Below are 21,794 nucleotides of genomic sequence, written 5' to 3'. Positions count from 1 at the left end.
CGCGACGATCGGAGTACCTCATGCGCGCAACGCGCCTCGCATTCCATGCCGTCCTGTTGTCGGGGGTCTTCTCGATAGGCCCTGCCTTCGCAGCGCCGGCGTTGCAAGCCCACCGCGCCGTCTACGATCTTACCTTGAAAAAAGCGTCCGATCAGTCCGGCATCACAGGCATATCCGGCCGCATGGTCTATGAGTTCAATGGCTCGGCCTGCGAAGGCTATACGGTGAAATTCCGCTTCGTCACCCAGATCGTCACCGCCGACAACACCAGGCTGACCGACCAGCAGACGACCACTTTCGAGGACGCCGAAGGCAAGACATTTTCGTTCGTGACAAAATCCTTCGTCGACCAGAATCTCGACAAGGAGGTCAAGGGCATCGCCACCAAAGAGACCAAGGGCCTGAAGGTCGACATCGACAAGCCTGAAAAGAACAGCGTCGAGCTGGCGACAACCCAATTCCCGACCCAGCATCTGGTCGAGCTGATCGGCAAGGCCGAAAAGGGCGAGAATTTTTACGAAACCAACCTGTTCGACGGTTCCGAAGACGCCAACAAGGTGATGACCACCACCGTCGTGGTCGGCAAGAAAACCGATGCCGACAAGGCCGACCCGGAAGCTTCGGCACTGGCAAAGCTCGCTACCGACAAATACTGGCCGGTCGACATCGCCTATTTCGGCGACACCAACAAGACGGGCGAAGAGGTGCCGGAATACCGTATCAGCTTCAAGCTGCATGAGAACGGCATCACCCGCGATCTCGTCATGGACTATGGCGACTTCTCGATGACCGGCAAGCTGGTCAACCTGTCGCTGTTCGACCAGACGAAACCCTGTCCCGCCAAATAGTGCCGGTCTAGGCAGTTGATTTACCACGACGCAGCGTGGTCGTAACGATCGACTTGAACGTGCCGCAATCGTCTCTCAACCTCTCCCCGGCGTCCAGGCGCGAGGGGGATCAGCTTGAGCAGGATCGATACATTCGTGGCGCCGCGGCCCAACCCGGCACTGATCAGGGCCATGACATCCGTCAACCGGATCGTCATGCTCCGCGGCATTCCCGGATTTCGGGATATCTTGCCGTTCAATCGCCTGGCCGGTCTGCGCGGCGTCTCAGATGTCCGCCATATCGACTTTCCCCACGCCGACCTTGAGCGGCTGAAGGCCAGTTGCGGGGCAGGGAAGGCGACCTTCATCACGCCCAATCATCCCGAGTTCTTCACCGACTGGATGATCGACAAGGAAATCGTGTCGCAGGTCAGCCCGCTCACGGCCTCATGGGCAACCAATGGTGTCGTCAACGGCCTTGGCCGGCTGATGCAGAAGTTCTGGCTGGCCAACAATTTGATCGCTCAGATTCCCGGCAATAGCGGGGCAGCCAAGGAACACTCCATCGCCTGGGCCTTGAAAGGCCATGGCGTGCTGCTGCATCCCGAAGGCGGCGTCGGCTGGCATGCCAATGTCGTTGCGCCTTTGCTGCCGGGTGCCATCGAGATGGGGCTCGAGGCCCTCAAGCGCGGCCGGGCCACGGATCCCGATTTCAAGGTCTGGATCGCGCCAGTCGTCTGGAAGCTCGCCTTCACCGGGAATGTCGAAGCGGCGCTGGCGAAGGAATGCGCTTATGTCGAGAAAAGCCTGAAAATAGAACGCCTTGCGACCGACACGCTGCCGCAGCGCATCCACCATGTCTATTCGGCGCTGCTGGCCCGCGATGAAGCAGCATCGGGCATGCCATCCGGCGAAGGCGCAACCTATGCCGAGCGCCAGCAGGCGTTGGTTGCTGAACTCGGCCGCCGACTCGGCGAAAGCATCTCATTCGACGCTGCCATAACCGACACCGCAGAGCTTCTGCGGCGTGCGCGTCGCTGGCAACGCGAAAACACCGACGATACGGAACGGCAAAGCCAGGTCCGCGCGCTCGCCGATAGGGTTCAGAGGCTGCAGCGCGTCGGACCCTGGGCCTGCGCCAATCCGCGCATCACGCAGGAGGAGATCGCCGAACATCTGAAGCGGATCCGCAACGACTATTGTCGAGGCGGGCTGCGCGACACGATAAACCGGTTCATTCCGCAGCCGGCCGGGCCGCGTTGCGCCCACATCCGGGTGCCGGAGGCACTGGGCTTGCATGAGCATGCGGGCTCGATCGACGATGCGGTTGCCGAACTGCACCGTCGCATGCAGGATACAGTCACCAACATTGTGGCCGAGCTTGCAGCCAAGGGCAGCTTCATTTTCTATCCGAATCCATTCTATCGTCCCTGACATCCTGACGGGCCACGTGGCCCGCTGTGGTGGAGGATGGAAGGCAAACAGCAAGCTTCATGGCGGTCTATGTCGACGCAGCGATCTGGAACTGGGCCGGCCATCGCTGGTGCCATCTGTTGGCCGACGACACCGACGAGTTGCATCGCTTTGCCGCCCGGCTCGGCCTCAAGCGCTCATCCTACCAGGGGCCGCCCAAGACATCGGCGCCGCATTATGACATAACCGGCTTCGAGCGCGATCGAGCGGTGCGGCTCGGCGCCATCGAATGCAGCCGCGAAGAGATCGTCGCGGTCTTCCGGCGAGTGCGAGTGCCGAACGGGAAGATAAAGCGCTGACGGCAGGGCGCGGATCGTCGCACGCCGCATCACAAATCCCGCGGCGCTTGCGTTTATCGCGCATCCCCTCTATATGCGCGCTCATTCCACACACGGACTTTGGTGTCTGCCCGGGAGAAATCCGGCTGAAACCTCCGGTGGCGTTCGAGGACAAAGTCCAAAAATGCCTGTGTCCGTGGAGGCTAACCGGAAAGGAACTTTGAATGGCACTGCCTGATTTCAGCATGCGCCAGCTTTTGGAAGCTGGCATTCACTTCGGCCACCAGACCCACCGCTGGAACCCGAAGATGGCGCCCTACATCTATGGCGCCCGCAACAACATCCATATCATCGACCTGTCGCAGACGGTGCCTTTGCTGCACCAGGCGCTTAAGCAGGTTTCCGACACCGTCGCCAAGGGTGGCCGCGTGCTGTTCGTCGGCACCAAGCGCCAGGCGTCCGACATTGTCGCCGATGCTGCACAGCGTTCGGCTCAGTATTATGTCAACTCGCGTTGGCTCGGTGGCATGCTGACCAACTGGAAGACGATCTCGAATTCGATCCAGCGCCTGCGCAAGCTCGACGAGATGCTGGCCGGCGAGGCGCAAGGGTTGACCAAGAAGGAACGCCTGAACCTCGACCGCGAGCGCGAGAAGCTCGACAAGGCGCTGGGCGGCATCAAGGACATGGGCTCGACGCCCGACCTGATGTTCGTGATCGACACCAACAAGGAAGCGATCGCCATCCTCGAGGCCAAGCGCCTCGGCATCCCGGTTGTCGCCATCATCGATTCGAACTGCGATCCGGACAAGATCGACTTCCCGATCCCCGGCAATGACGACGCGGCCCGCGCCATCCAGCTCTATTGCGATCTGATCGCCAAGGCTGCGATCGACGGCATCGCCCGCCAGCAGGGCGCGCTCGGCGTCGACATCGGCGCTTCGGTCGAAGCTCCGGTCGAACCCGCGCTCGACCCGGCTCCGGCTCCGGCGTCGGAAGCTCCCGAAGCTTGATAATCGAAGGCCGGTTGCGGCCTTCATCTTTCTCATATTCTGGCACGCTAAACAGACGCACCATCGAATACCGATGGTGCGTCGGTGCATTTAAAACAAAGAGGCGACAATGAGCATTTCGGCTGCACAGGTCAAAGAACTCCGCGACTTGACCGGCGCGGGCATGATGGATTGCAAGGCCGCGTTGACCGAGACCAACGGCAACATGGAAGAGGCCGTCGACTGGCTGCGCAAGAAGGGTATCTCCAAGGCCGACAAGAAGGCTGGCCGCACCGCGGCTGAAGGTCTGATCGGCGTCGACAATGGCGTGCGCGAAGCCGCCGTCGTGGAAGTCAATTCCGAGACCGACTTCGTGGCCCGCAACGCCGCGTTTCAGGAAATCGTCGGCAACGTTGCCAAGGTTGCGCTGGCCTATGGCACGACGGAGGCTGTGGCCGCCGCAAAGTATCCAGGTTCCGACAAGTCGGTTGCCGACACCATCAAGGACGCTGTCGGCACCATCGGCGAAAACATGGGCTTCCGCCGCTCGGCCAAGCTCACCGTCCCGCACGGCGCTGTCGCTACCTACGTCCACAACGCGGTTGCCGACGGCCTTGGCAAGCTCGGCGTGCTGGTCGCGATCGAGACCACGGGCAATGAGCATGCAGCCAACGCCTTTGGCCGCCAGGTGGCCATGCATGTTGCCGCCACCAACCCTCTGGCGCTGACCGCAGAGCAGATCGATCCGGCCGCGGTCGAACGCGAGAAGGCGATCTTCTCCGACCAGGCGCGCCAGTCCGGCAAGCCGGAAGCGATCATCGAGAAGATGGTCGAGGGCCGTCTGCGCAAGTTCTACGAGGAAGTCGTGCTCCTGAAGCAGGCCTTCGTGCTCAATCCCGACATCACTGTCGAGAAGGCGCTGAAGGATGCCGAGAAGGACATCGGCGCCCCGGCCAAGATCACCGCCTACCTGCGCTTTGCGCTGGGCGAGGGCATCGAGAAGGAAGAGACCGATTTCGCCGCGGAAGTCGCTGCAGCGGTCAAGAAGTAAGCTGCCAAGCAGCTTTTCGGCTCAGGCAACTCGGCCGGGCGCTCGCGAGGGTGTCCGGCCGATTTCTTGTGTGATGTCGACAAAGGCGCGCAGCTTCGGTGCCATTGCCGCCCGGCGCGGAAAGTAGAGAAACAGGCCTGGTTCCTCGATTGCCGACTGCGGCAACACCTGGACAAGCCGACCAGCGGCCAGGTCGGCGCGCACCAGCGGCTCGAACACATAGGCCAGTCCCATTCCCGACAGCGCCAGGTCGATCGCGGCAAGCGAATCGGTGACGATGGCGGTGCCGCGCGTTTCCACGGCCACGTCCTTGCCGTCCTCCGTCAAATCCCAACGATAGACCGCGCCGGATCGCACCAGACGGTAGCCGATGCAATTGTGGGCGGCGAGATCGGCCAGGCTGTGCGGGCGGCCATGCCGGCCGATATAGGCTGGTGACGCTACGATGATCACCTGGAATGGCGGGGTCATCCGGATCGCGATCATGTCCTGCGCGATCATTTCGCCAAGTCTGATGCCGGCGTCAAAGCCTTCGCTGACGATATCGACCAATCCTTCATTGGCAAAGATTTCCACTGTCACATCCGGATAGCGCTCGGCCATGGCCGTCACCACCGGCGTCACCGCCATCGGGACGGCGATATGTGATACATTGATTCTGAGCAGTCCCGCCGGGCGACCCTTGATGCCGCGGATACGCTCCATCCGCTCGGCGATATCCTGCAGCGCGGGCTCGGCCGTCGCGACAAGCGCCTGACCGGCCTCGGTCAGCGATACGCTGCGGGTCGTGCGGGCAAAGAGCGGCTGGCCGATGCGCTCCTCCACAAGGCGTACAGCGTGGCTGACCGCCGAAGGGCTCATGCCGAGTTCGGCAGCGGCAAGCGCAAAGCCGCCTCGCCGCGCCACGGCGACGATAACGGGAAGGTGGCTGAGCAGGTCGCGATCCATTCATGCATAATATCGCATAGTCCATGCGGATAATGCAATCTTTTCGATGCCGGCCTGTTGGCCCACATTGTCGCCAGCAAACCGGCGACGGGCCGATGCGCAAAGGAGAAGAGACATGAATGGATTGAGGTATGCCACCTTCGCGGCGGGTATCGCGCTGGCGCCGGTCGATGCCGGCGGAGCCGAATCGTCCCCTGAAATCACGCTCGCCGATGAGCGCGCCGTCATACGCATCGCCGATGCCATCGACCGCGCGGTCGATGCCCAGGATTGGCGGCTCGCCCGTAGTTACTTCGCCGACCGCGTCACCGTCGACTTCAGCAGCCTGAGTGGGCAGCCTGCGGCCACCATCGCGTCGGACGACCTGATCGGGACCTGGGCCGCCAACCTCAGGGGCAACAAGACCAGCCTGCACCTGCGCACCAACCATCAGGTCGCCATCGACGGCGACGCCGCGACTGTCTCCTCCAACGGCTACGCCTGGAACCGGATGGAAGGCAATGGCGAACCGCTATGGGAAGTCTGGGGCACCTACGAACACCACCTGACCCGTTCGGGAGCCAACTGGAGCGTGGACGGCTTCACATTCCGCATGACGCATGAACGCGGCAACCCGTGGGTCAAGACGACCCCCGGACAGGATCGGCATTGAAGATTGGATCAGGATCGGAGCGACATCATGACCATGCCCTGCTACACCCTTGGCAGCAGCGGGCTTCGTGTCACCCGGCTGGCGCTCGGAACCATGACCTTCGGCACCGAATGGGGCTGGGGCGCCGACAAGGAGACGGCCCGCGCCCTGGTCGATGCCTATGTCGAGGCAGGCGGCAATTTCTTCGATACGGCCGATGCCTATACCGGCGGCACCTCCGAGACCTGGCTTGGCGAGTTCATAGCCGAACGCGGTCTGCGCGACAGAGCGGTGATCAGCACCAAGTTCAGCATGAATCTGGAGCAGGGCAATCCGAATGCCGGCGGCAACGGCCGCAAGAACATCATCCGCGCCGTCGAAGGCTCGCTGAAGCGGCTCGGCACCGATTATATCGACCTCTATGTCCTGCATGCCTGGGACAGGCTGACTTCACCGGAAGAGGTGATGCGGACGCTGGACGATCTGGTAGGCGCCGGAAAGATCCGCCATGTCGGTCTCTCCGACGTCCCCGCCTGGTACGCGAGCCGGGCGCAGTCCATCGCCGAGCAGCGCGGCTATGAACCGGTTTCGGCGCTGCAGCTCGAATATTCGTTGGTCGAGCGCAACATAGAGCATGAATTCGTGCCTTTCGGCACGCGCTACGGCGCCGGCATCATGGTCTGGAGCCCGCTGGCCAGCGGCTTGCTGAGCGGCAAATATCGTTCAGATACAATCAGCAACGCCGGCGGCAGGCTGGAGGCGATACGGGGTTCGACGAATCCCGGCTTCCAGAAGTTCACCGAACGCAACTGGGCAATCGTTGCCGAACTGGAAAAGGCCGCCGGCGAGCTTGGCCGCGGCATGGCCCAAATCGCCTTGAACTGGGCGGCAACGCGGCCCGGTGTCGCTTCGGTGATCATCGGTGCGACGAGGCTCGATCAGCTCAGGGACAATCTCGGCGCGCTCGATTTCGAGATCCCCCAAGAGCTCCTGGCAAGGCTCGACGCAGTCAGCCTGCCGGTCACGCCGTTCCCGTACTCGTTCTTCGGTCCGGAAATCCAGGGCGGCCTTACCGGGGGCCAGGCCGTCGGCTGCAAGCCTGCGGGCTATTTCCCTGACCTGCTCATGGAAGGTGCATTTGCCGGCGTGAGTTGACAAAAGGCGAGAGAATTCCGGGTCGGGCGCCGCGTGACATCGCGGCGCCCTTCGTGTATCGGAACGCCATTGTTTCGGTGGCGCGCCTGCGCGAGAGCAGCCACCCGGAACGCGCCACATGCAAATGAAGAGGCCCAGATGACGGTGAAGCCCCTCTACCGACGTGTCTTGCTGAAAGCGTCGGGCGAAGCGTTGATGGGCGAGCAGCATTTCGGCATCGACGTGTCAGTGGTGGATCGCATCGCCGGCGACATCGCCGAGGCGCGTGCATTGGGCATCGAGGTCGGCGTCGTCATCGGCGGCGGCAACATCTTTCGCGGCGTGGCCGTTGCCTCCAAGGGCGGCGACCGTGTCACCGGCGACCACATGGGCATGCTTGCCACGGTGATCAATTCGTTGGCGCTGCGCACGTCATTGAACAAGATCGGCGTCGACGCCGTGGTGCTTTCGGCGATCGCCATGCCCGAACTTTGCGAGAGCTTTTCGCAGCGCCAGGCGACCGCCTACATGAACCAGGGCAAGGTGGTGATCTTTGCCGGCGGCACCGGCAATCCATTCTTCACCACTGATTCGGCCGCGGCCCTTCGCGCCGCTGAAATCGGCGCCGACGCGCTGTTCAAGGGCACTCAGGTCGACGGCGTCTACTCGGCGGACCCGAAGAAAGACCCGAACGCGACGCGTTTCGAGCGCATCAGCCATGGCGAAGTCATAAATCGCGGCCTTTCCATCATGGATACTGCTGCGATTGCACTTGCGCGCGAAAACAACATTCCGATAATCGTCTATTCGATCCACGAAAAAGGTGGTTTCGGCGATATTCTGAGGGGCGGCGGCCGCTGCACCGTCGTCGCGGACGATTGATCGGCGGCCTGACCCGAAAAGGGAAGCCGGTTTTCGAAAGTCCGATTCGAAGACGGCCCGAAGCAGTGAGCCCGCATTAGACGGGTCGAGGAGATAAAGATGAGTGGTGAGTACGACGATCTCAAGCGGCGCATGGATGGGGCTATTGCCGCGTTCAAGCATGATCTGGCCTCGCTGCGAACCGGTCGCGCCTCCAGCAATCTGCTCGATGCGATCCAGGTGCAGGCCTACGGCACCACCATGCCGATCAATCAGGTCGCCAACGTCTCGGTGCCGGAGCCGCGCATGATCTCGGTATCGGTATGGGACAAGTCGATGGTTGGCGCGGTCGACCGCGCGATTCGCGAATCCAATTTGGGGTTCAACCCGATCGTAGACGGCACCAACCTCAGGATTCCACTTCCCGAACTTAACGAACAGCGCCGCAAGGAACTGGTCAAGATCTCGCACACCTACGCCGAGAACGCCCGTGTCGCCGCGCGCCATGTGCGCCGCGACGGCATGGACTTCCTGAAGAAGGCGGAGAAAGACGGCGACATCAGCGAAGACGATCAGCGCAAGCGCTCGGACCAGGTCCAGAAACTTACCGACGAGACGATCAGCACCATCGACCACCTGCTTTCCGATAAGGAAGCTGAAATCATGCAGGTTTAGGGTCATGGCCGCCGGCTGACCCGAAAGCGAGAACATGGCAACGCCCGCGCATGTCGCGATCATCATGGACGGAAACGGACGCTGGGCCAAGGCGCGCGGCATGCCCCGTCTTGCGGGCCACCGTGCCGGTGTCGAGGCGCTGCGCAAGACGGTGCGCGCGGCACCTGGGCTCGGCATTTCCTACCTGACCGTCTATGCTTTCTCGTCGGAGAACTGGTCGCGGCCGAAGTCCGAGGTCAGCGACCTGATGGGCCTCTTGAAAATGTTCATTCGCCGTGACCTTGCTGAACTGCACCAGAGCGGTGTGCGGGTTAGAATCATCGGTGACCGGGCAGGGCTGCAGTCTGATATCAGGGGACTGCTCGACGAGGCCGAAACGCTGACGGCCGCAAACGAATTGCTGACGCTGGTGATCGCCTTCAACTATGGCGGACGAGACGAAATCGTTCGTACGGCACAAAAGCTTGCGGCGGCCGTGGCGCGTGGCGAACTCGACGCCGAGGCGATATCAGCCGAAAGCTTTGCCGGCGCGCTCGATACGCAAGGCATTCCCGACCCGGAATTGGTCATTCGCACCAGCGGCGAGCTCCGGCTGTCGAACTTCCTTCTGTGGCAAGCCGCCTATAGCGAACTCGTCTTCCTGCCTTGCTACTGGCCCGACTTCAGCCGCGAGCACCTTGCGGAAGCTTTGCGTGAGTTTGCTGGCCGCGAACGCCGTTTCGGCGGACTTGGAGGCCAGGACGTCGCTTCGCGACCGGCCGCGGGATGAGCAATCTTCAACTGCGTATCGTTTCGGCGATCGTGCTCGCCATCATCACTCTCGGCTTGACCTGGATCGGCGGTTTGCCGTTCCGGCTGCTGTGTGCCGTGATCGTAGCGGCGATCTTCTATGAATGGACCCGCATGTCGCGGCCAACCGGGGCAACGGGCCTTGGTTTCCTGCCGGAAGCACTGCTGGTTGTCTTCATTGGCGCCTTGATTGGCGGTCTGGCCGCCTCCTGGCTGCTGCCGCTTGTGGCGACCATCGTTGCCGCAACGGCGATAGCCGCCTCGGTTCGCAAGACCGGACAATGGGATGCGAGCGGCCTTGCCTATGCCGCGGTTTCAGGCCTGTCGCTCGCCTTGCTGCGCGATGGCGATCGTTCAGGCCTCATTGCCATCCTGTTCCTGTTCGCTGTCGTCTGGGCCACCGATATCCTTGCCTATTTCGTTGGCCGAGCCGTTGGGGGGCCGAAACTGGCGCCCTCTATCTCGCCCGGCAAGACGCGCAGCGGCGCACTCGGCGGCGCTGTCGGCGGCGTCGTCGCCGGGCTGGTCCTCGCCGCAGCTGCCGGTGTCGGCAATCTGGTATTGCTCGGCCTGATCGCGCTCGTGCTGTCGATTGTCTCGCAGGCAGGCGACCTGTTCGAATCATGGATCAAGCGCCGCCATGGCCGCAAGGACTCGGGTGCGCTCATCCCGGGCCATGGCGGCGTCATGGATCGTGTCGACGGGCTTGTCGCAGCGGCATTCGCCCTATACGTCATCGGCTGGATTTCGGCGAACGCCGATCATCCGGCGCAGGGTCTGTTTCCCGTTTGAGCGATGTCATTTCAGGGTCCTTTGCGCGGTGCGCCTTGGATTCGCCCGGATTGGTGTCACAGTCACGGCGCAGTCTGCGCCGTGGAAGAATTTGAGGGTTTGTCTTGAACGAGATTCTTCACGCGCTTTTCAGCACAGAAGGCTTTGTCCTCGGTACGCTGGTGCCATTCCTCTTCGTGCTGACCGTAGTCGTGTTCGTCCACGAAATGGGCCATTACCTTGTCGGGCGCTGGTGCGGCATCGGCGTCAGGGCCTTCTCGATCGGCTTCGGCCCGGAACTCTTCGGCTTCAACGACAGCCACGGCACGCGCTGGAAACTGTGTGCGATACCGCTTGGCGGCTATGTAAAATTCGTCGGCGACATGAACGCCACATCGAGCCAGCCCACGTCGGAAGAAATTGAAACGCTGACCGAGGACGAGCGCAAGGTCGCCTTTCACACTCAGCCGATCTGGAAGCGCGCGGCAACGGTGGTGGCCGGACCATTGTTCAATTTCCTGCTGACGATCGTCGTCTTTTCCGTGCTGTTCACCGCCTATGGCCGCTATGTCGCCGAGCCCATGGTGGCCGAGGTGACCGCCGACAGCCCGGCGGCGAAGGCCGGCATCCTTCCCGGCGACCGATTCGTCAGTGTCGACGGCAACAAGGTCGAAACCTTTGGCGACGTCCAACGCCTGGTCTCGGGCCGTGCCGACGACGCAATCACCTTCGTCATGTTGCGCGACGGCCAGGAGGTCACTGTGACCGCGGCGCCGCGGCTGATGGAACAGGAAGACGCGCTCGGCAACAAGGTCAAGGTCGCCGTGATCGGTGTCGTCAACAACAAGGAACTCGGTCAGCCGAGGCTCATCACCTACACGCCGGTCGGAGCGGTCGCGGCGGCGGTCGAGGAAACCGGTCACGTCATCCAGCGCACGGGCCAGTTCCTGCAGCGCTTTGTTGTAGGGCGCGAAGACAAATGTCAGCTGGGCGGTCCGGTGAAGATCGCCGACATGGCGGGCAGGGCTGCGAAACTGGGATTCGAATGGCTCGTGCAGCTGGTTGCACTGCTATCCGTTGGCATCGGAATTCTGAACCTTTTGCCGATTCCCCCCCTCGACGGCGGTCACCTCTTGTTCTACGGGGTGGAGGCTGTCATTCGCCGTCCAGTGTCGGAACGGATGATGGAAATGGCCTATCGGGCCGGGTTGCTTCTGGTGCTGTGCTTCATGGGGTTCGTTTTTTGGAACGATCTGTTTGGGTGCTGAAATCATGAAGAAATTTGGCTTCTGCATGGACGATGTTGAGACGCCGTTTACCATGCAAGGGGATATGAGTGACGCGAAAGCCACGCCGCAGGGTTAAGTAAATACAAATTAACCAGAAGCCTTGCGTGTAGGGAAAATCCGGTTAATACGGTAGGGGAAATTACCGCACGTCCGGTTTTCTCGCCGTGGGGACTACGAGAAAAGGTTATTAAGCCCGATGAAGGCAGCATCCAAGTTTCTAAGCGCCGCGTCCGCGGTGACCCTGTCCGCGGCCATGGTCGTGCCAGGCGCGCTCGCAGTGCAGTTCGTTGCCACATCGGCGGCTGAAGCCGCTGTCGTCAGCAGAGTGGAAGTGAGCGGCAACCAGCGTATCGACGCTGAGACCATCCGCAATTACATCACCATCAAGCCGGGCAAGGCGTTCTCCAGTTCCGATATCGACGGTGCGGTCAAGGCACTGTTCGGCACTGGCCTGTTTTCGGACGTGCAGATCAACCAGGTCGGCTCGACGCTGGTGGTCAAGGTCGCCGAGTACCAGGTGGTCAACCAGGTGCTGTTCCAGAACAACAAGAAGCTCAAGGACAATGCGCTTGCGGCGGCGGTGCAGCTGAAGCCGCGCGGAACGTTCTCACAGGCGACGCTCGATGCCGACGTGGAATCAGTCAAGGCTGCTTACCGGCGCATTGGTCGCGACGATGTGACCGTGACCACGCAGGTCATGCAGCTTGGCGACAATCGCGTAAATGTTGTCTTCAACATCGTTGAAGGCGATCGCACGCAGATCGCGGCGGTCAATTTCGTCGGCAACAGTGCCTATTCCAGCCGCCGCCTGGCGGATATCATCAATACCAAGCGCTCGTCCTGGCTTTCCTTCGTCCTGCGCGACGACGTCTATGACGATGACAAGCTGCGCGCGGACGAGGAGCTGCTGCGCCGCTTCTACTACAATCACGGCTATGCCGACTTCCAGGTCGTGTCTGCTGTCGGCGAGCTCGACAGCGCGACGAACAAGTACACGGTCACCATCACCGTCCAGGAAGGCGACCGCTACACGTTCGGTGATGTCAGCGTCGAGAGCTCGATCCCTGAAGTCGACGGCAAGTCGCTGGAATCGGTGATCGAGACCCATAAGGGTGACGTCTACAACGCCAAGAACGTCGAGGATTCCATCATCGCGCTGACCGAGAAGGTGGCCGGTTCCGGCTATGCCTTCGCGCAGGTCACGCCGCGCGGCGACCGGAATTTCGAGAACCACACCATTTCGGTCGTCTACACGATCGACCAGGGCACCAAGGCCTATATCGAGCGCATCGAGATCCGCGGCAACGATCGCACGCGTGACTATGTCATTCGCCGCGAGTTCGATGTCAGCGAAGGCGACGCCTTCAACCAAGTGCTCATCCAGCGCGCGAAGAAGCGCCTGGAAAACCTGAATTACTTTGAGAAAGTCGACATCTCGACCGTGCCGGGCTCGCAGCCTGACCAGGTCGTTCTGGTGGTCGATGTGGTCGAGAAATCGACCGGCGAGTTCTCGGTGGGCGCTGGTTATTCGACCGGTGGCGACACGGCCGGTCCGTCGGTCGAAGGATCGGTGACCGAGCGCAACTTCCTCGGTCGTGGCCAGTTCATCAAGCTGTCGGCGGGCGGCGGCAAGAATTCACGCGACTACAGCCTGTCCTTCACCGAGCCTTATTTCCTCGGACGGCGCATCGCCGCCGGCTTCGACATCTTCAAGTCGACCAGGGAATACGACAACTACGACAGCGATACCACGGGTGCGACGGTGCGCTTCGGTCTGCCGATCACCGACAGCATCTCGACCCAGTTGGCGTACAACATCTCGCAAGAGAAATATGAGTTGGATGACAGCTGCGATGCAAATGGCGACGGGGTTCCTGATCCCGGTTGCAGTGTTTCCACGGCTATCCTGGACGGCATCGAACAAAGCCCTTGGATCAAGTCGTCGGTCAGCCTCGGGCTGGTCTACAACACCATCGACGATATGAAGAGCCCGCACGAGGGTATCTATGCCACCACGACCGTGGAAGTCGCAGGCCTCGGTGGTGATGCCAAGTTCGTGAAAGTCACGGGCCGCGGCAGCATCTACCAGACGCTGTCGGAGCAGTACGACTTGGTTGGGCTCATTTCAGGTGGCGCTGGCCATGTTGAAGGATACGGCAGCGATGGTCTGCGGATTTTCGATCAGTTCCAGAGCACCGATCGCATGATCCGTGGCTTCGCCTATGGCGGCATCGGTCCTGTCGATACTGCTACGGGCGACCATCTCGGCGGCACGACCTATTTCAATGCGTCGGCGGAGGCCCAGTTCCCGCTCCCGGTCATTCCGGAGAGCTTTGGCTTGCGTGGCGCGGTCTTCGCGGACGCGGCAACGCTCTATGGAAGCAAGGTCGACACCGCTGGCGTCACTCAGGACTCGGTCGGCATGAAGTTGCGTGCCTCGGTCGGCCTCGGCCTGATGTGGGCATCGCCATTCGGTCCGATCCGTATCGACTATGCGATCCCGGTCAAGAAGGAAGCGCGCGACGACGTGCAGGAATTCAACTTCGGCATATCGACCCGCTTCTGATCGGCGGCCAACGATGCTCCCGGGTCCTCAGGGTCCGGGAGAAATGTTCCGACCTAGCTGGATATAGCTTCTGGAATGACCGATCCGGTGTTCTTCGCGCCATCACGCCGGTATACGGCGGGCGAAGTCGCGAATCTGACCGGCTCGGTGCTCGTCGATTCCGGCCACTCCGATATTTCGATCGAAGCACTCGCGCCTGCCAGCGAGGGCGGCGAGAATGCGCTCGTCTTTGTCGATGGCAAGCGTAATTCCGCGCTGATGCCGTCGTTGCGGGCAGCCGCGGTCCTGTGCCCGGCGGAATTTGCCGGCAAGGCGCCGGCAAGCGTAGCCGTTCTCATTCATCCGCGTCCGCAACAGGCCTTTGCGCTGATCGGGCGTCTGCTGTTTCCGAGGGCGGCGACACCAGGGCCAATGACCAGTGAGACCGGCGTCTCGCCGCACGCTCATGTCGATGCAACCGCGCATGTCGAAGCCGGTGCCGTCATCGAGGCCGGCGCGGTGATCGGGCCAGGCGCTTCGATCGGCAGCGGCACTGTCATCGCCCCGAATGCGGTTATTGGACAATCCTGCCAGATCGGCCGCGACGGCTATGTCGGTCCGGGCGCCAGCATCCAGTATGCCTTGATCGGCAATCGCGTCATCATTCATGGCGGCGCCAGGATAGGCCAGGATGGTTTTGGGTTCGTCGGCGGGGCCAAGGGCCCTGAGCGCGTGCCGCAGATCGGCCGTGTCGTTATCCAGGACGACGTCGAGATCGGCTCCAACACCACCGTCGATCGCGGCGCCATGTCCGATACGATCATCGGCCAGGGCACCAAGATCGACAATCTCGTGCAGATCGCCCATAACGTCCGCATCGGCCGCAATTGCATAATAGCCGGGCTTTCGGGTATTTCGGGTTCCGTGGTGGTGGGTGACAATGTCACCATGGGCGGCGGCGTCGGGCTTGCGGACCACCTGACCATAGGGACAGGGGCCAAGCTTGCCGCCAGAAGTGGATTTATGAGCAATGTCCCTGCAGGCGAGATCTGGGGCGGCTATCCGGCACAGCCGATGGCGGAAGCCATGCGGGAGATAGCCATGCTGCGCAAGCTCGCCAGGACCCGCAAACAGGGCGAGGGAGGCAATGGCTGACATGATCGCGTCGACGACGCTGGAGGCGGTCGACATTATGGGGCTGATGAAGCTCCTGCCGCACCGCTATCCGTTCCTGATGATCGATCGTATCGTCGACATCGATGGCGACGAATCCGCTATCGGCATCAAGAACGTGACCATAAACGAGCCGCATTTTCAGGGCCATTTCCCTGAGCAGCCGGTCATGCCGGGTGTGCTCATCGTCGAGGCGATGGCGCAGACGGCCGGCGCCATCTGTATCCGCAGCCTGGGCACCGAAAAGCCGTCGCTGGTCTATTTCCTGACCATCGACAACGCCAAATTCCGCAAACCGGTGGTTCCCGGCGACCAGTTGAAGATCTATGTCAAGAAAATCAAGAAACGCGGCAACCTGCTCAAATTCGCTTGTGAAGCCATGGTCGACGGCGCCAAGGCGGCCGAGGCCGAGATTTCAGCCATGATGGTCACCAGCGACTGACGATCGAGTGCTTATGAAAATCACGACATCCATTCATGCTTCCTCCATTGTCGAGGAAGGCGCCCAAATCGGCCAAGGTGCGCGCATCGGGCCGTTCTGCCATGTCGGTGCCGATGTGGTGATCGGCGACGACGTCGAACTGGTCAGTCATGTCTCGGTGATGGGCGCGACGTCGATCGGTGCCTCGACCAAGGTCTATCCGATGGCGACATTGGGCGCACCGCCGCAGAACACCAAGCACAAGGGCGGTCGCACCACCTTGGTCATCGGCAGGAACTGCACGATCCGCGAAGGCGTGACCATGCATCTCGGCACCGATTCCAGCCGCGGCGAGACGACGGTCGGCGACAATGGCAATTTCCTTGCCTACGCACATATCGCCCATGATTGCGTCGTCGGCAACAATGCGACGTTCGCCAATGGCGCAACGCTGGGCGGCCACTGCGAGGTCGGCAACAATGTCTATATCGGCGGCCTGACCGCAGTGCATCAGTTTGTCCGCATCGGCGACAACGCCTTTCTCGGCGGCTGCTCCGCGATCGTCGGCGATGTCATTCCCTTTGCCATAGCGGTCGGCAACCGCGCCAGTCTGCGCGGTCTCAACATCATCGGCCTCAAGCGCTCCGGCCTGCCGAGGTCCGAAATCCTTGTGCTGCGCAAGGCTTACAGGATGATCTTCGATCGTTCCCGCACCGTTGGCGAGAACATCGAATTCGCCAAGGCGGAGTTCGCATCGTCGCCGACCGCCATGAAGATCATCGATTTCATCACCAGTCGCGGCAAGCGGCACTATGCTGTGCCGTCGCTCAAGGGCGGCGATGGCGACGATGTCGATGACGAAGACTGAGACAGCGGCAGCGCGTCTTGATCTTCCGCCGGGCTCCAGGGTCGGCATCATTGCCGGCGGCGGCAGTCTGCCGGTCGAAGTCGCGGCCGGTTCGGCTGAACAAGGTTATCCGCCCTTCGTAATCCTGATGGAAGGCGAAGTCGACCGCATCGCGGAACTCTCCCTATACGATCACGAAAACCTCGCTCTGGAAGGTATAGGCTCGCTCGTCCCATTGCTGCGGCGGCACCGGATCACCCATCTGGTGCTTGCAGGCGAGATCAAGCGCCGGCCGCGATTGCTTGCGCTACGCCCCAGTCTCAGCCTGCTCGCGGTGATTCCTTTGGTCGTCATGGCGCTCGCGCGTGGCGATGATGGTCTTCTGAAGGTCTTGGCACGGGGCCTCGAAGCGCGTGGAGTAAAGGTCGTTGGCGCCCACGAAGTAGTGCCGAATCTTGTCGCCGCCGAAGGCGTGCTGACCAAGGCCGAACCGCGAAAATTGGACTGGCGCGATATTGAGGCAGGCCTTGCGGCAGCAAAGGCCATCGGGGCGCTGGATGTCGGCCAAGCGGCGATCGCGGTTGGCGGCCGGGCAATCGCGCTGGAAGGCATCGAAGGAACAGCCGGCCTGCTTGATCGTGCGAAGCTGCTGCGCGGCCACGGCCGTATTGCGGGCAAGACCCGCGGCGTCCTCGTCAAGTGCGCCAAGCCCGGTCAGGAACTGCGCGCCGATCTTCCATCCATCGGTCCGCAGACGGTCGAGGCAGCGCACGCGGCCGGACTCGCCGGCATTGCCGTCGAGGCGGGACGCTCGCTGATCCTCGAAGGTCCTGAAACCATCGCGCGCGCCAATGCACTCGGCCTGTTCGTCCTAGGCCTGCGTGCCGCCACGGAGCCGCGCAATGGCTGACAGGGCATTGAAGATCGCAATCGTTGCCGGAGAGGAGTCCGGCGACCTGCTCGGTGCCGACATAGTGCGCTCGCTCAGCCAGGCTGTGGGGCGCGAGGTGCAACTCGTCGGCCTCGGCGGCCGTCATTTGCAGGCGCTGGGACTGGTCTCGCCATTCGATGCCGGCGAGATCGCCCTCATGGGGTTCAGCGCCGTTCTACGCGACCTGCCGCGCCTGATGCGGCGGATCAGCCAACTGGCCAAGACCGTTGCCGACGAAAAGCCGGACTGCATGGTCACCATCGACAGTCCGGACTTTTCGTTGCGCGTCGCCAAAAAGGTGCGTGCGGCCAACCCGTCGATTCCGATCATCCACTATGTCTGCCCGAGCGTGTGGGCGTGGCGGCCGGGCAGGGCGGTGGCGATGAAGCCCTATGTCGACCACATCCTCTGCATCCTGCCTTTCGAGGTCAAGGAGCTCGAGCGGCTCGGCGGGCCACCAGGCACCTATGTCGGGCATCGCCTGACCCACGATGGGGGCTTGCTGGCCGCAGCCAAGGCGCAGGAACTGCCGCGCGACCTTTCTCCTGATCGCGTCAAGACCCTGCTCGTCCTGCCCGGTTCGCGGCGTGGCGAGGTACGGCGGCTGCTCGACCCGTTCGGCGAGACGGTGTCGATTCTGCGTGCGCGTGGCCACCGCCTGCGGCTGCTGCTGCCGACCGTTCCGCATGTCGCCGACCTCGTCAAATCCTCCGTCAACCGCTGGGATGAAAAGCCTGAGATCATCGTCGATCCCCAGCGCAAATGGCAGGCTTTCGGCAAAGCCGATGCGGCGCTGATCGCGTCCGGGACGGTATCGCTGGAACTGGCGCTGGCCGGCGTGCCGATGATTTCCTGCTACAGGCTCGACCCGGTCGCGCGGGTCTTGGCGCCGTACCTCGTTTCCGTCTGGTCGGCGCTGCTGCCCAATCTGATATCGGATCGAGCGCTTATTCCGGAATTCTACGACGGCTACATCAAGCCGAACAATCTGGCCCGGCAATTGGAAGCCCTGTTCGCCGACAGCGGCATGCGCGCCTGGCAGAAGAATGGATTTGCAGAGATCACGCGGCGCATGGCGACGGACAGACCGTCCGGCGAGATCGCCGCGCAGGTGGTGATGCGGTATGTCAAGAGAGGGAATAGTCAGTAGGGAAGTTCACCGTCCCTACTGCCTACTGCCCAATCCCTACTCCCAATTCACCGCTTGGCGATCGGCACGTAGTCACGCTCGGGTGCGCCGGTATAGAGTTGGCGGGGGCGGCCGATCTTCTGGCGCGGATCCTCGATCATTTCCTTCCACTGCGCGATCCAGCCGACAGTGCGGGCGACGGCGAACAGCACGGTGAACATGGTGGTGGGGAAACCCAGCGCCTTCAGTGTAATACCGGAATAGAAGTCGACATTCGGATAGAGCTTCTTCTCGATGAAGTAGGAATCGGTCAGCGCGATCTTTTCCAGCTCCATGGCGATGTCGAGCAGCGGATCGTCCTTGATGCCGAGCTCGCCCAAAACCTCATGCGCCGTCTTCTGCATGATCTTGGCGCGCGGATCGTAGTTCTTGTAGACGCGGTGGCCGAAGCCCATCAGCCGGAACGGATCGTTCTTGTCCTTGGCACGGGCGATGAATTCGGGGATGTGATCGACATGGCCGATCTCACCAAGCATGTTGAGCGCCGCTTCATTGGCGCCGCCATGCGCTGGGCCCCACAGGCAAGCGATGCCGGCGGCGATGCACGCAAACGGGTTGGCGCCCGACGAGCCGGCGAGACGAACGGTCGAGGTCGAGGCGTTCTGCTCGTGGTCGGCGTGCAGAATGAAGATGCGCTCCATGGCGCGCGCCAGCACCGGGTTGATCTTGTATTCCTCGCACGGCACGGCAAAGCACATGTGCAGGAAGTTGGCGGCGAAGTTCAGTTCGTTCTTCGGGTAAATGAACGGCTGGCCGATGTGGTATTTGTAGGCCATCGCCGCGATCGTTGGCATCTTGGCGATCAGCCGCATGGAGGCAACCATGCGCTGGTAGGGGTCGGAGATGTCGGTGGAGTCGTGGTAGAAGGCCGACAGCGCGCCGACCACGCCGCACATCACCGCCATCGGGTGCGCGTCGCGGCGGAAGCCGGTGAAAAAGCGCGACATCTGCTCATGCACCATGGTGTGGCGCGTCACGCGGTAGTCGAAGTCGTCCTTCTGCGCCTTGGTCGGCAATTCACCGTAGAGCAGGAGATAGCAGACCTCGAGGAAGTCGCCATGTTCGGCCAACTGGTCGATCGGATAGCCGCGATGGAGGAGGATGCCGGCGTCGCCGTCGATGAAGGTGATTTCGGACTCGCAGCTTGCCGTCGAGGTGAAGCCCGGATCGTAAGTGAAGGCGCCGGTGGTTGAGTAGAGCGAGGCGATGTCGATGACATCAGGCCCGACCGAACCACTTCGCACCTTGAATTCATGGGTCTTGCCGGCGAATGCAAGCGTTGCCGTGGCCTCCTGGATCTTGCCGCCCAAATCCATTTTTTTCGCAGCTTCGGTCATTGCAAACTCCTTCTTGTTTCCTCATGCCGGCAAAGGCAAAATTCTGCAGAGCGACACGTCGAAAATCACCGCAATGCGCGTATTCGCCACCGCATTTCAGGAGGTGCGTGCCAGATTGGGCCAAGGCCTAATGTTGCACTGCGAAACCCGCCTTTCAATGCCAATCTTCTTGGGCCAGTTTGCTCCTAATCGATTTGATCTGAGATGCGCGCCAGGCTTTCCTCGCGGCCGAGCACGGCGAGCACATCGAACACGCCCGGCGAGGTGCTTTTGCCGGTCAACGCAGCGCGCAAAGGCTGGGCCACCGCGCCGAGCTTGTGACTGCCGGCCGCTGCCACCTCGCGTATCGCCGCCTCCGCCGAGACGGCTGTCCAGTCACTCGCAAGCCCGTTCAAAGCTTCGTGAGCACTGCGCAGGATCTTGCGGGCATCGTCGGTAAGCAGAAGGGCCGCCTTGTCGTCGATCGGCAGGGGGCGCGTGGCGAACAGGAAGGCCGCGCCATCGACGAGCTCGACCAGCGTCTTGGCGCGGTCCTTCAAGCCCGGGAGCGCTGCCAGCAACTGCGCCTTGGTGCTGTCGTTCAGGCGCGCGGCGATCGCCGGGCCACCTTCGAGATAGGGCAGGGTAGCGATGAAGATGTCGAACAGTTGGGCATCGCTCATGCGGCGCATATGCGCGCCGTTGATCGCCTCCAGCTTGGCGAAGTCGAAGCGCGCCGCGCCCTTGTTGACATCGCCGATATCGAACCAGGAAATCATATCCTTGATCGACATGATCTCGTCGTCGCCATGGCTCCAGCCAAGGCGCGCCAGGTAATTGAGCAGCGCCTCCGGCAGGTAGCCCATGGCGCGATAGGCCTCGACGCCAAGCGCGCCGTGCCGCTTCGACAGCTTGGCGCCATCGGCGCCGTGGATCAGCGGGATATGCGACATGGACGGCACGTTCCAGCCCATGGCGTTGTAGATCACGGTCTGGCGAGCGGCGTTGGTCAGATGATCGTCGCCGCGAATGATATGGGTGACTCCCATATCATGATCATCGACGACGACGGCATGCATGTAAGTGGGATTGCCGTCAGAACGCAGGATGATGAAGTCATCGAGATCCTTGTTGGGAAAGCGCACCTCGCCCTGGACACGGTCATGGACGATGGTCTCGCCTTCGGTCGGCGCCTTGATACGAATGGCGCCCTTGACGCCTGCGGGCGCCTCAGAGGGGTCGCGGTCGCGCCAGCGGCCGTCATAGCGGGGCGGCAGCCCCTTGGCTCTGGCGGCCTCGCGCATGGCCTCCAGTTCGGCCGGCGTGGCATAGCAATAATAGGCCTTGCCCATGCGCACGAGCTCCTCAGCCACCTCGCGGTGGCGCGGCGCACGCTCGAACTGCGACACCGGCTCGCCGTCCCAGCTCAAGCCAAGCCAGGAAAGCCCGTCGAGGATGGCAGCCGTCGCGGCTTCATTGGAGCGTTCGCGGTCGGTGTCCTCGATGCGCAGCAGCATCGTGCCGCCAGTGTGCTTCGCATACAGCCAGTTGAACAGTGCCGTGCGCGCGCCGCCTATGTGCAGATAGCCGGTGGGCGAAGGGGCAAAACGGGTGACGACCTTGTCGGACATGGAACTCTCGGAAACCATCTGA

Annotated in this window: 21 protein-coding genes; 18 read left to right on the top strand and 3 right to left on the bottom strand. The window is 62.0% G+C overall.

Features of this window, described 5'->3' with window-relative positions; translation table 11 throughout:
* The first annotated feature begins 20 nt into the window (after window positions 1-20).
* The 5 genes from NP945_RS11550 (at window position 21) to tsf (ending at window position 4,621) form a co-directional block, all read left to right on the top strand.
* Window positions 21-848 (top strand): cell envelope integrity EipB family protein, encoded by an 828-nt coding sequence (locus NP945_RS11550; protein WP_256746408.1) that lies wholly within the window; start codon window positions 21-23, stop codon window positions 846-848.
* A gap of 114 nt (window positions 849-962) precedes the next feature.
* Entirely contained in the window at window positions 963-2,261 is a 1,299-nt protein-coding gene (locus NP945_RS11545) for a hypothetical protein (protein WP_256746407.1), read from the top strand.
* A 59-nt stretch (window positions 2,262-2,320) separates the two neighbouring features.
* Window positions 2,321-2,599, top strand: coding sequence for a DUF4031 domain-containing protein (locus NP945_RS11540; protein WP_127395824.1), 279 nt, complete (start codon window positions 2,321-2,323; stop codon window positions 2,597-2,599).
* A 203-nt stretch (window positions 2,600-2,802) separates the two neighbouring features.
* The gene (rpsB, locus tag NP945_RS11535; protein WP_023812937.1) at window positions 2,803-3,591 is read left to right on the top strand and encodes a 30S ribosomal protein S2; all 789 of its coding nucleotides are present in this window, start codon (window positions 2,803-2,805) and stop codon (window positions 3,589-3,591) included.
* Window positions 3,592-3,700: 109 nt separating this feature from the next.
* Window positions 3,701-4,621: a translation elongation factor Ts gene (gene tsf, locus NP945_RS11530; protein WP_127321483.1), complete on the top strand. Its 921-nt coding sequence runs from the start codon at window positions 3,701-3,703 to the stop codon at window positions 4,619-4,621.
* A 21-nt stretch (window positions 4,622-4,642) separates the two neighbouring features.
* On the opposite strand, the gene NP945_RS11525 is transcribed toward tsf, so the two are convergent.
* Window positions 4,643-5,569, bottom strand: coding sequence for a LysR family transcriptional regulator (locus NP945_RS11525; protein ID WP_256746406.1), 927 nt, complete (start codon window positions 5,567-5,569; stop codon window positions 4,643-4,645).
* A 115-nt stretch (window positions 5,570-5,684) separates the two neighbouring features.
* On the opposite strand from NP945_RS11525, the gene NP945_RS11520 reads away from it, so the two are divergent.
* From NP945_RS11520 to lpxB, 13 genes are all read left to right on the top strand, one after another.
* Window positions 5,685-6,221, top strand: coding sequence for a nuclear transport factor 2 family protein (locus tag NP945_RS11520; protein WP_256746405.1), 537 nt, complete (start codon window positions 5,685-5,687; stop codon window positions 6,219-6,221).
* A 27-nt stretch (window positions 6,222-6,248) separates the two neighbouring features.
* The gene (locus NP945_RS11515; RefSeq protein WP_256746404.1) at window positions 6,249-7,355 is read left to right on the top strand and encodes an aldo/keto reductase; all 1,107 of its coding nucleotides are present in this window, start codon (window positions 6,249-6,251) and stop codon (window positions 7,353-7,355) included.
* 138 nt (window positions 7,356-7,493) lie between these two features.
* Complete coding sequence (gene pyrH / locus NP945_RS11510; RefSeq protein WP_013531760.1) at window positions 7,494-8,216, top strand: UMP kinase; 723 nt, start codon at window positions 7,494-7,496, stop codon at window positions 8,214-8,216.
* A 99-nt stretch (window positions 8,217-8,315) separates the two neighbouring features.
* Window positions 8,316-8,870: a ribosome recycling factor gene (gene frr, locus NP945_RS11505; RefSeq protein ID WP_013531759.1), complete on the top strand. Its 555-nt coding sequence runs from the start codon at window positions 8,316-8,318 to the stop codon at window positions 8,868-8,870.
* A gap of 34 nt (window positions 8,871-8,904) precedes the next feature.
* Complete coding sequence (locus tag NP945_RS11500; protein ID WP_256746403.1) at window positions 8,905-9,639, top strand: isoprenyl transferase; 735 nt, start codon at window positions 8,905-8,907, stop codon at window positions 9,637-9,639.
* Window positions 9,636-10,451, top strand: coding sequence for a phosphatidate cytidylyltransferase (locus tag NP945_RS11495; protein ID WP_256746402.1), 816 nt, complete (start codon window positions 9,636-9,638; stop codon window positions 10,449-10,451). Before NP945_RS11500 ends, NP945_RS11495 begins: the two co-directional genes overlap by 4 nt.
* A 104-nt stretch (window positions 10,452-10,555) precedes the next feature.
* On the top strand, window positions 10,556-11,698 hold the full coding sequence (rseP, locus tag NP945_RS11490) for an RIP metalloprotease RseP (RefSeq protein WP_127273216.1): 1,143 nt from the start codon (window positions 10,556-10,558) through the stop codon (window positions 11,696-11,698).
* Window positions 11,699-11,915: 217 nt separating this feature from the next.
* Window positions 11,916-14,285, top strand: a complete 2,370-nt coding sequence (bamA, locus tag NP945_RS11485) for an outer membrane protein assembly factor BamA (protein WP_127268628.1) — start codon at window positions 11,916-11,918, stop codon at window positions 14,283-14,285.
* A gap of 75 nt (window positions 14,286-14,360) precedes the next feature.
* On the top strand, window positions 14,361-15,419 hold the full coding sequence (gene lpxD, locus NP945_RS11480) for a UDP-3-O-(3-hydroxymyristoyl)glucosamine N-acyltransferase (RefSeq protein ID WP_027036658.1): 1,059 nt from the start codon (window positions 14,361-14,363) through the stop codon (window positions 15,417-15,419).
* Window positions 15,412-15,879 carry a 3-hydroxyacyl-ACP dehydratase FabZ gene (gene fabZ, locus NP945_RS11475; RefSeq protein WP_013531753.1) on the top strand — a complete coding sequence of 156 codons (468 nt, stop codon included), beginning with the start codon at window positions 15,412-15,414 and terminating at the stop codon, window positions 15,877-15,879. Before lpxD ends, fabZ begins: the two co-directional genes overlap by 8 nt.
* A gap of 13 nt (window positions 15,880-15,892) precedes the next feature.
* Window positions 15,893-16,726 (top strand): acyl-ACP--UDP-N-acetylglucosamine O-acyltransferase, encoded by an 834-nt coding sequence (lpxA, locus tag NP945_RS11470; protein ID WP_256746401.1) that lies wholly within the window; start codon window positions 15,893-15,895, stop codon window positions 16,724-16,726.
* A complete protein-coding gene (locus tag NP945_RS11465) occupies window positions 16,698-17,615 on the top strand; it encodes an LpxI family protein (protein ID WP_372337966.1) in 918 nt (305 codons plus the stop codon). Before lpxA ends, NP945_RS11465 begins: the two co-directional genes overlap by 29 nt.
* On the top strand, window positions 17,608-18,786 hold the full coding sequence (lpxB, locus tag NP945_RS11460) for a lipid-A-disaccharide synthase (protein ID WP_256746399.1): 1,179 nt from the start codon (window positions 17,608-17,610) through the stop codon (window positions 18,784-18,786). Before NP945_RS11465 ends, lpxB begins: the two co-directional genes overlap by 8 nt.
* A 47-nt stretch (window positions 18,787-18,833) precedes the next feature.
* On the opposite strand, the gene gltA is transcribed toward lpxB, so the two are convergent.
* Together gltA and gltX are read right to left on the bottom strand one after the other, a co-directional pair.
* On the bottom strand, window positions 18,834-20,162 hold the full coding sequence (gltA, locus tag NP945_RS11455) for a citrate synthase (RefSeq protein WP_256746398.1): 1,329 nt from the start codon (window positions 20,160-20,162) through the stop codon (window positions 18,834-18,836).
* A 185-nt stretch (window positions 20,163-20,347) separates the two neighbouring features.
* Window positions 20,348-21,772, bottom strand: a complete 1,425-nt coding sequence (gltX, locus tag NP945_RS11450) for a glutamate--tRNA ligase (protein ID WP_256746397.1) — start codon at window positions 21,770-21,772, stop codon at window positions 20,348-20,350.
* Window positions 21,773-21,794 lie beyond the last annotated feature (22 nt).

This window comes from Mesorhizobium sp. LMG17149 (assembly GCF_024518695.1).
In the GTDB taxonomy this organism is placed as follows: Bacteria; Pseudomonadota; Alphaproteobacteria; order Rhizobiales; family Rhizobiaceae; genus Mesorhizobium.
The sequence above is the reverse complement of the archived record's forward strand: the minus strand, read 5'-3'. Positions and strand labels throughout refer to the sequence as shown.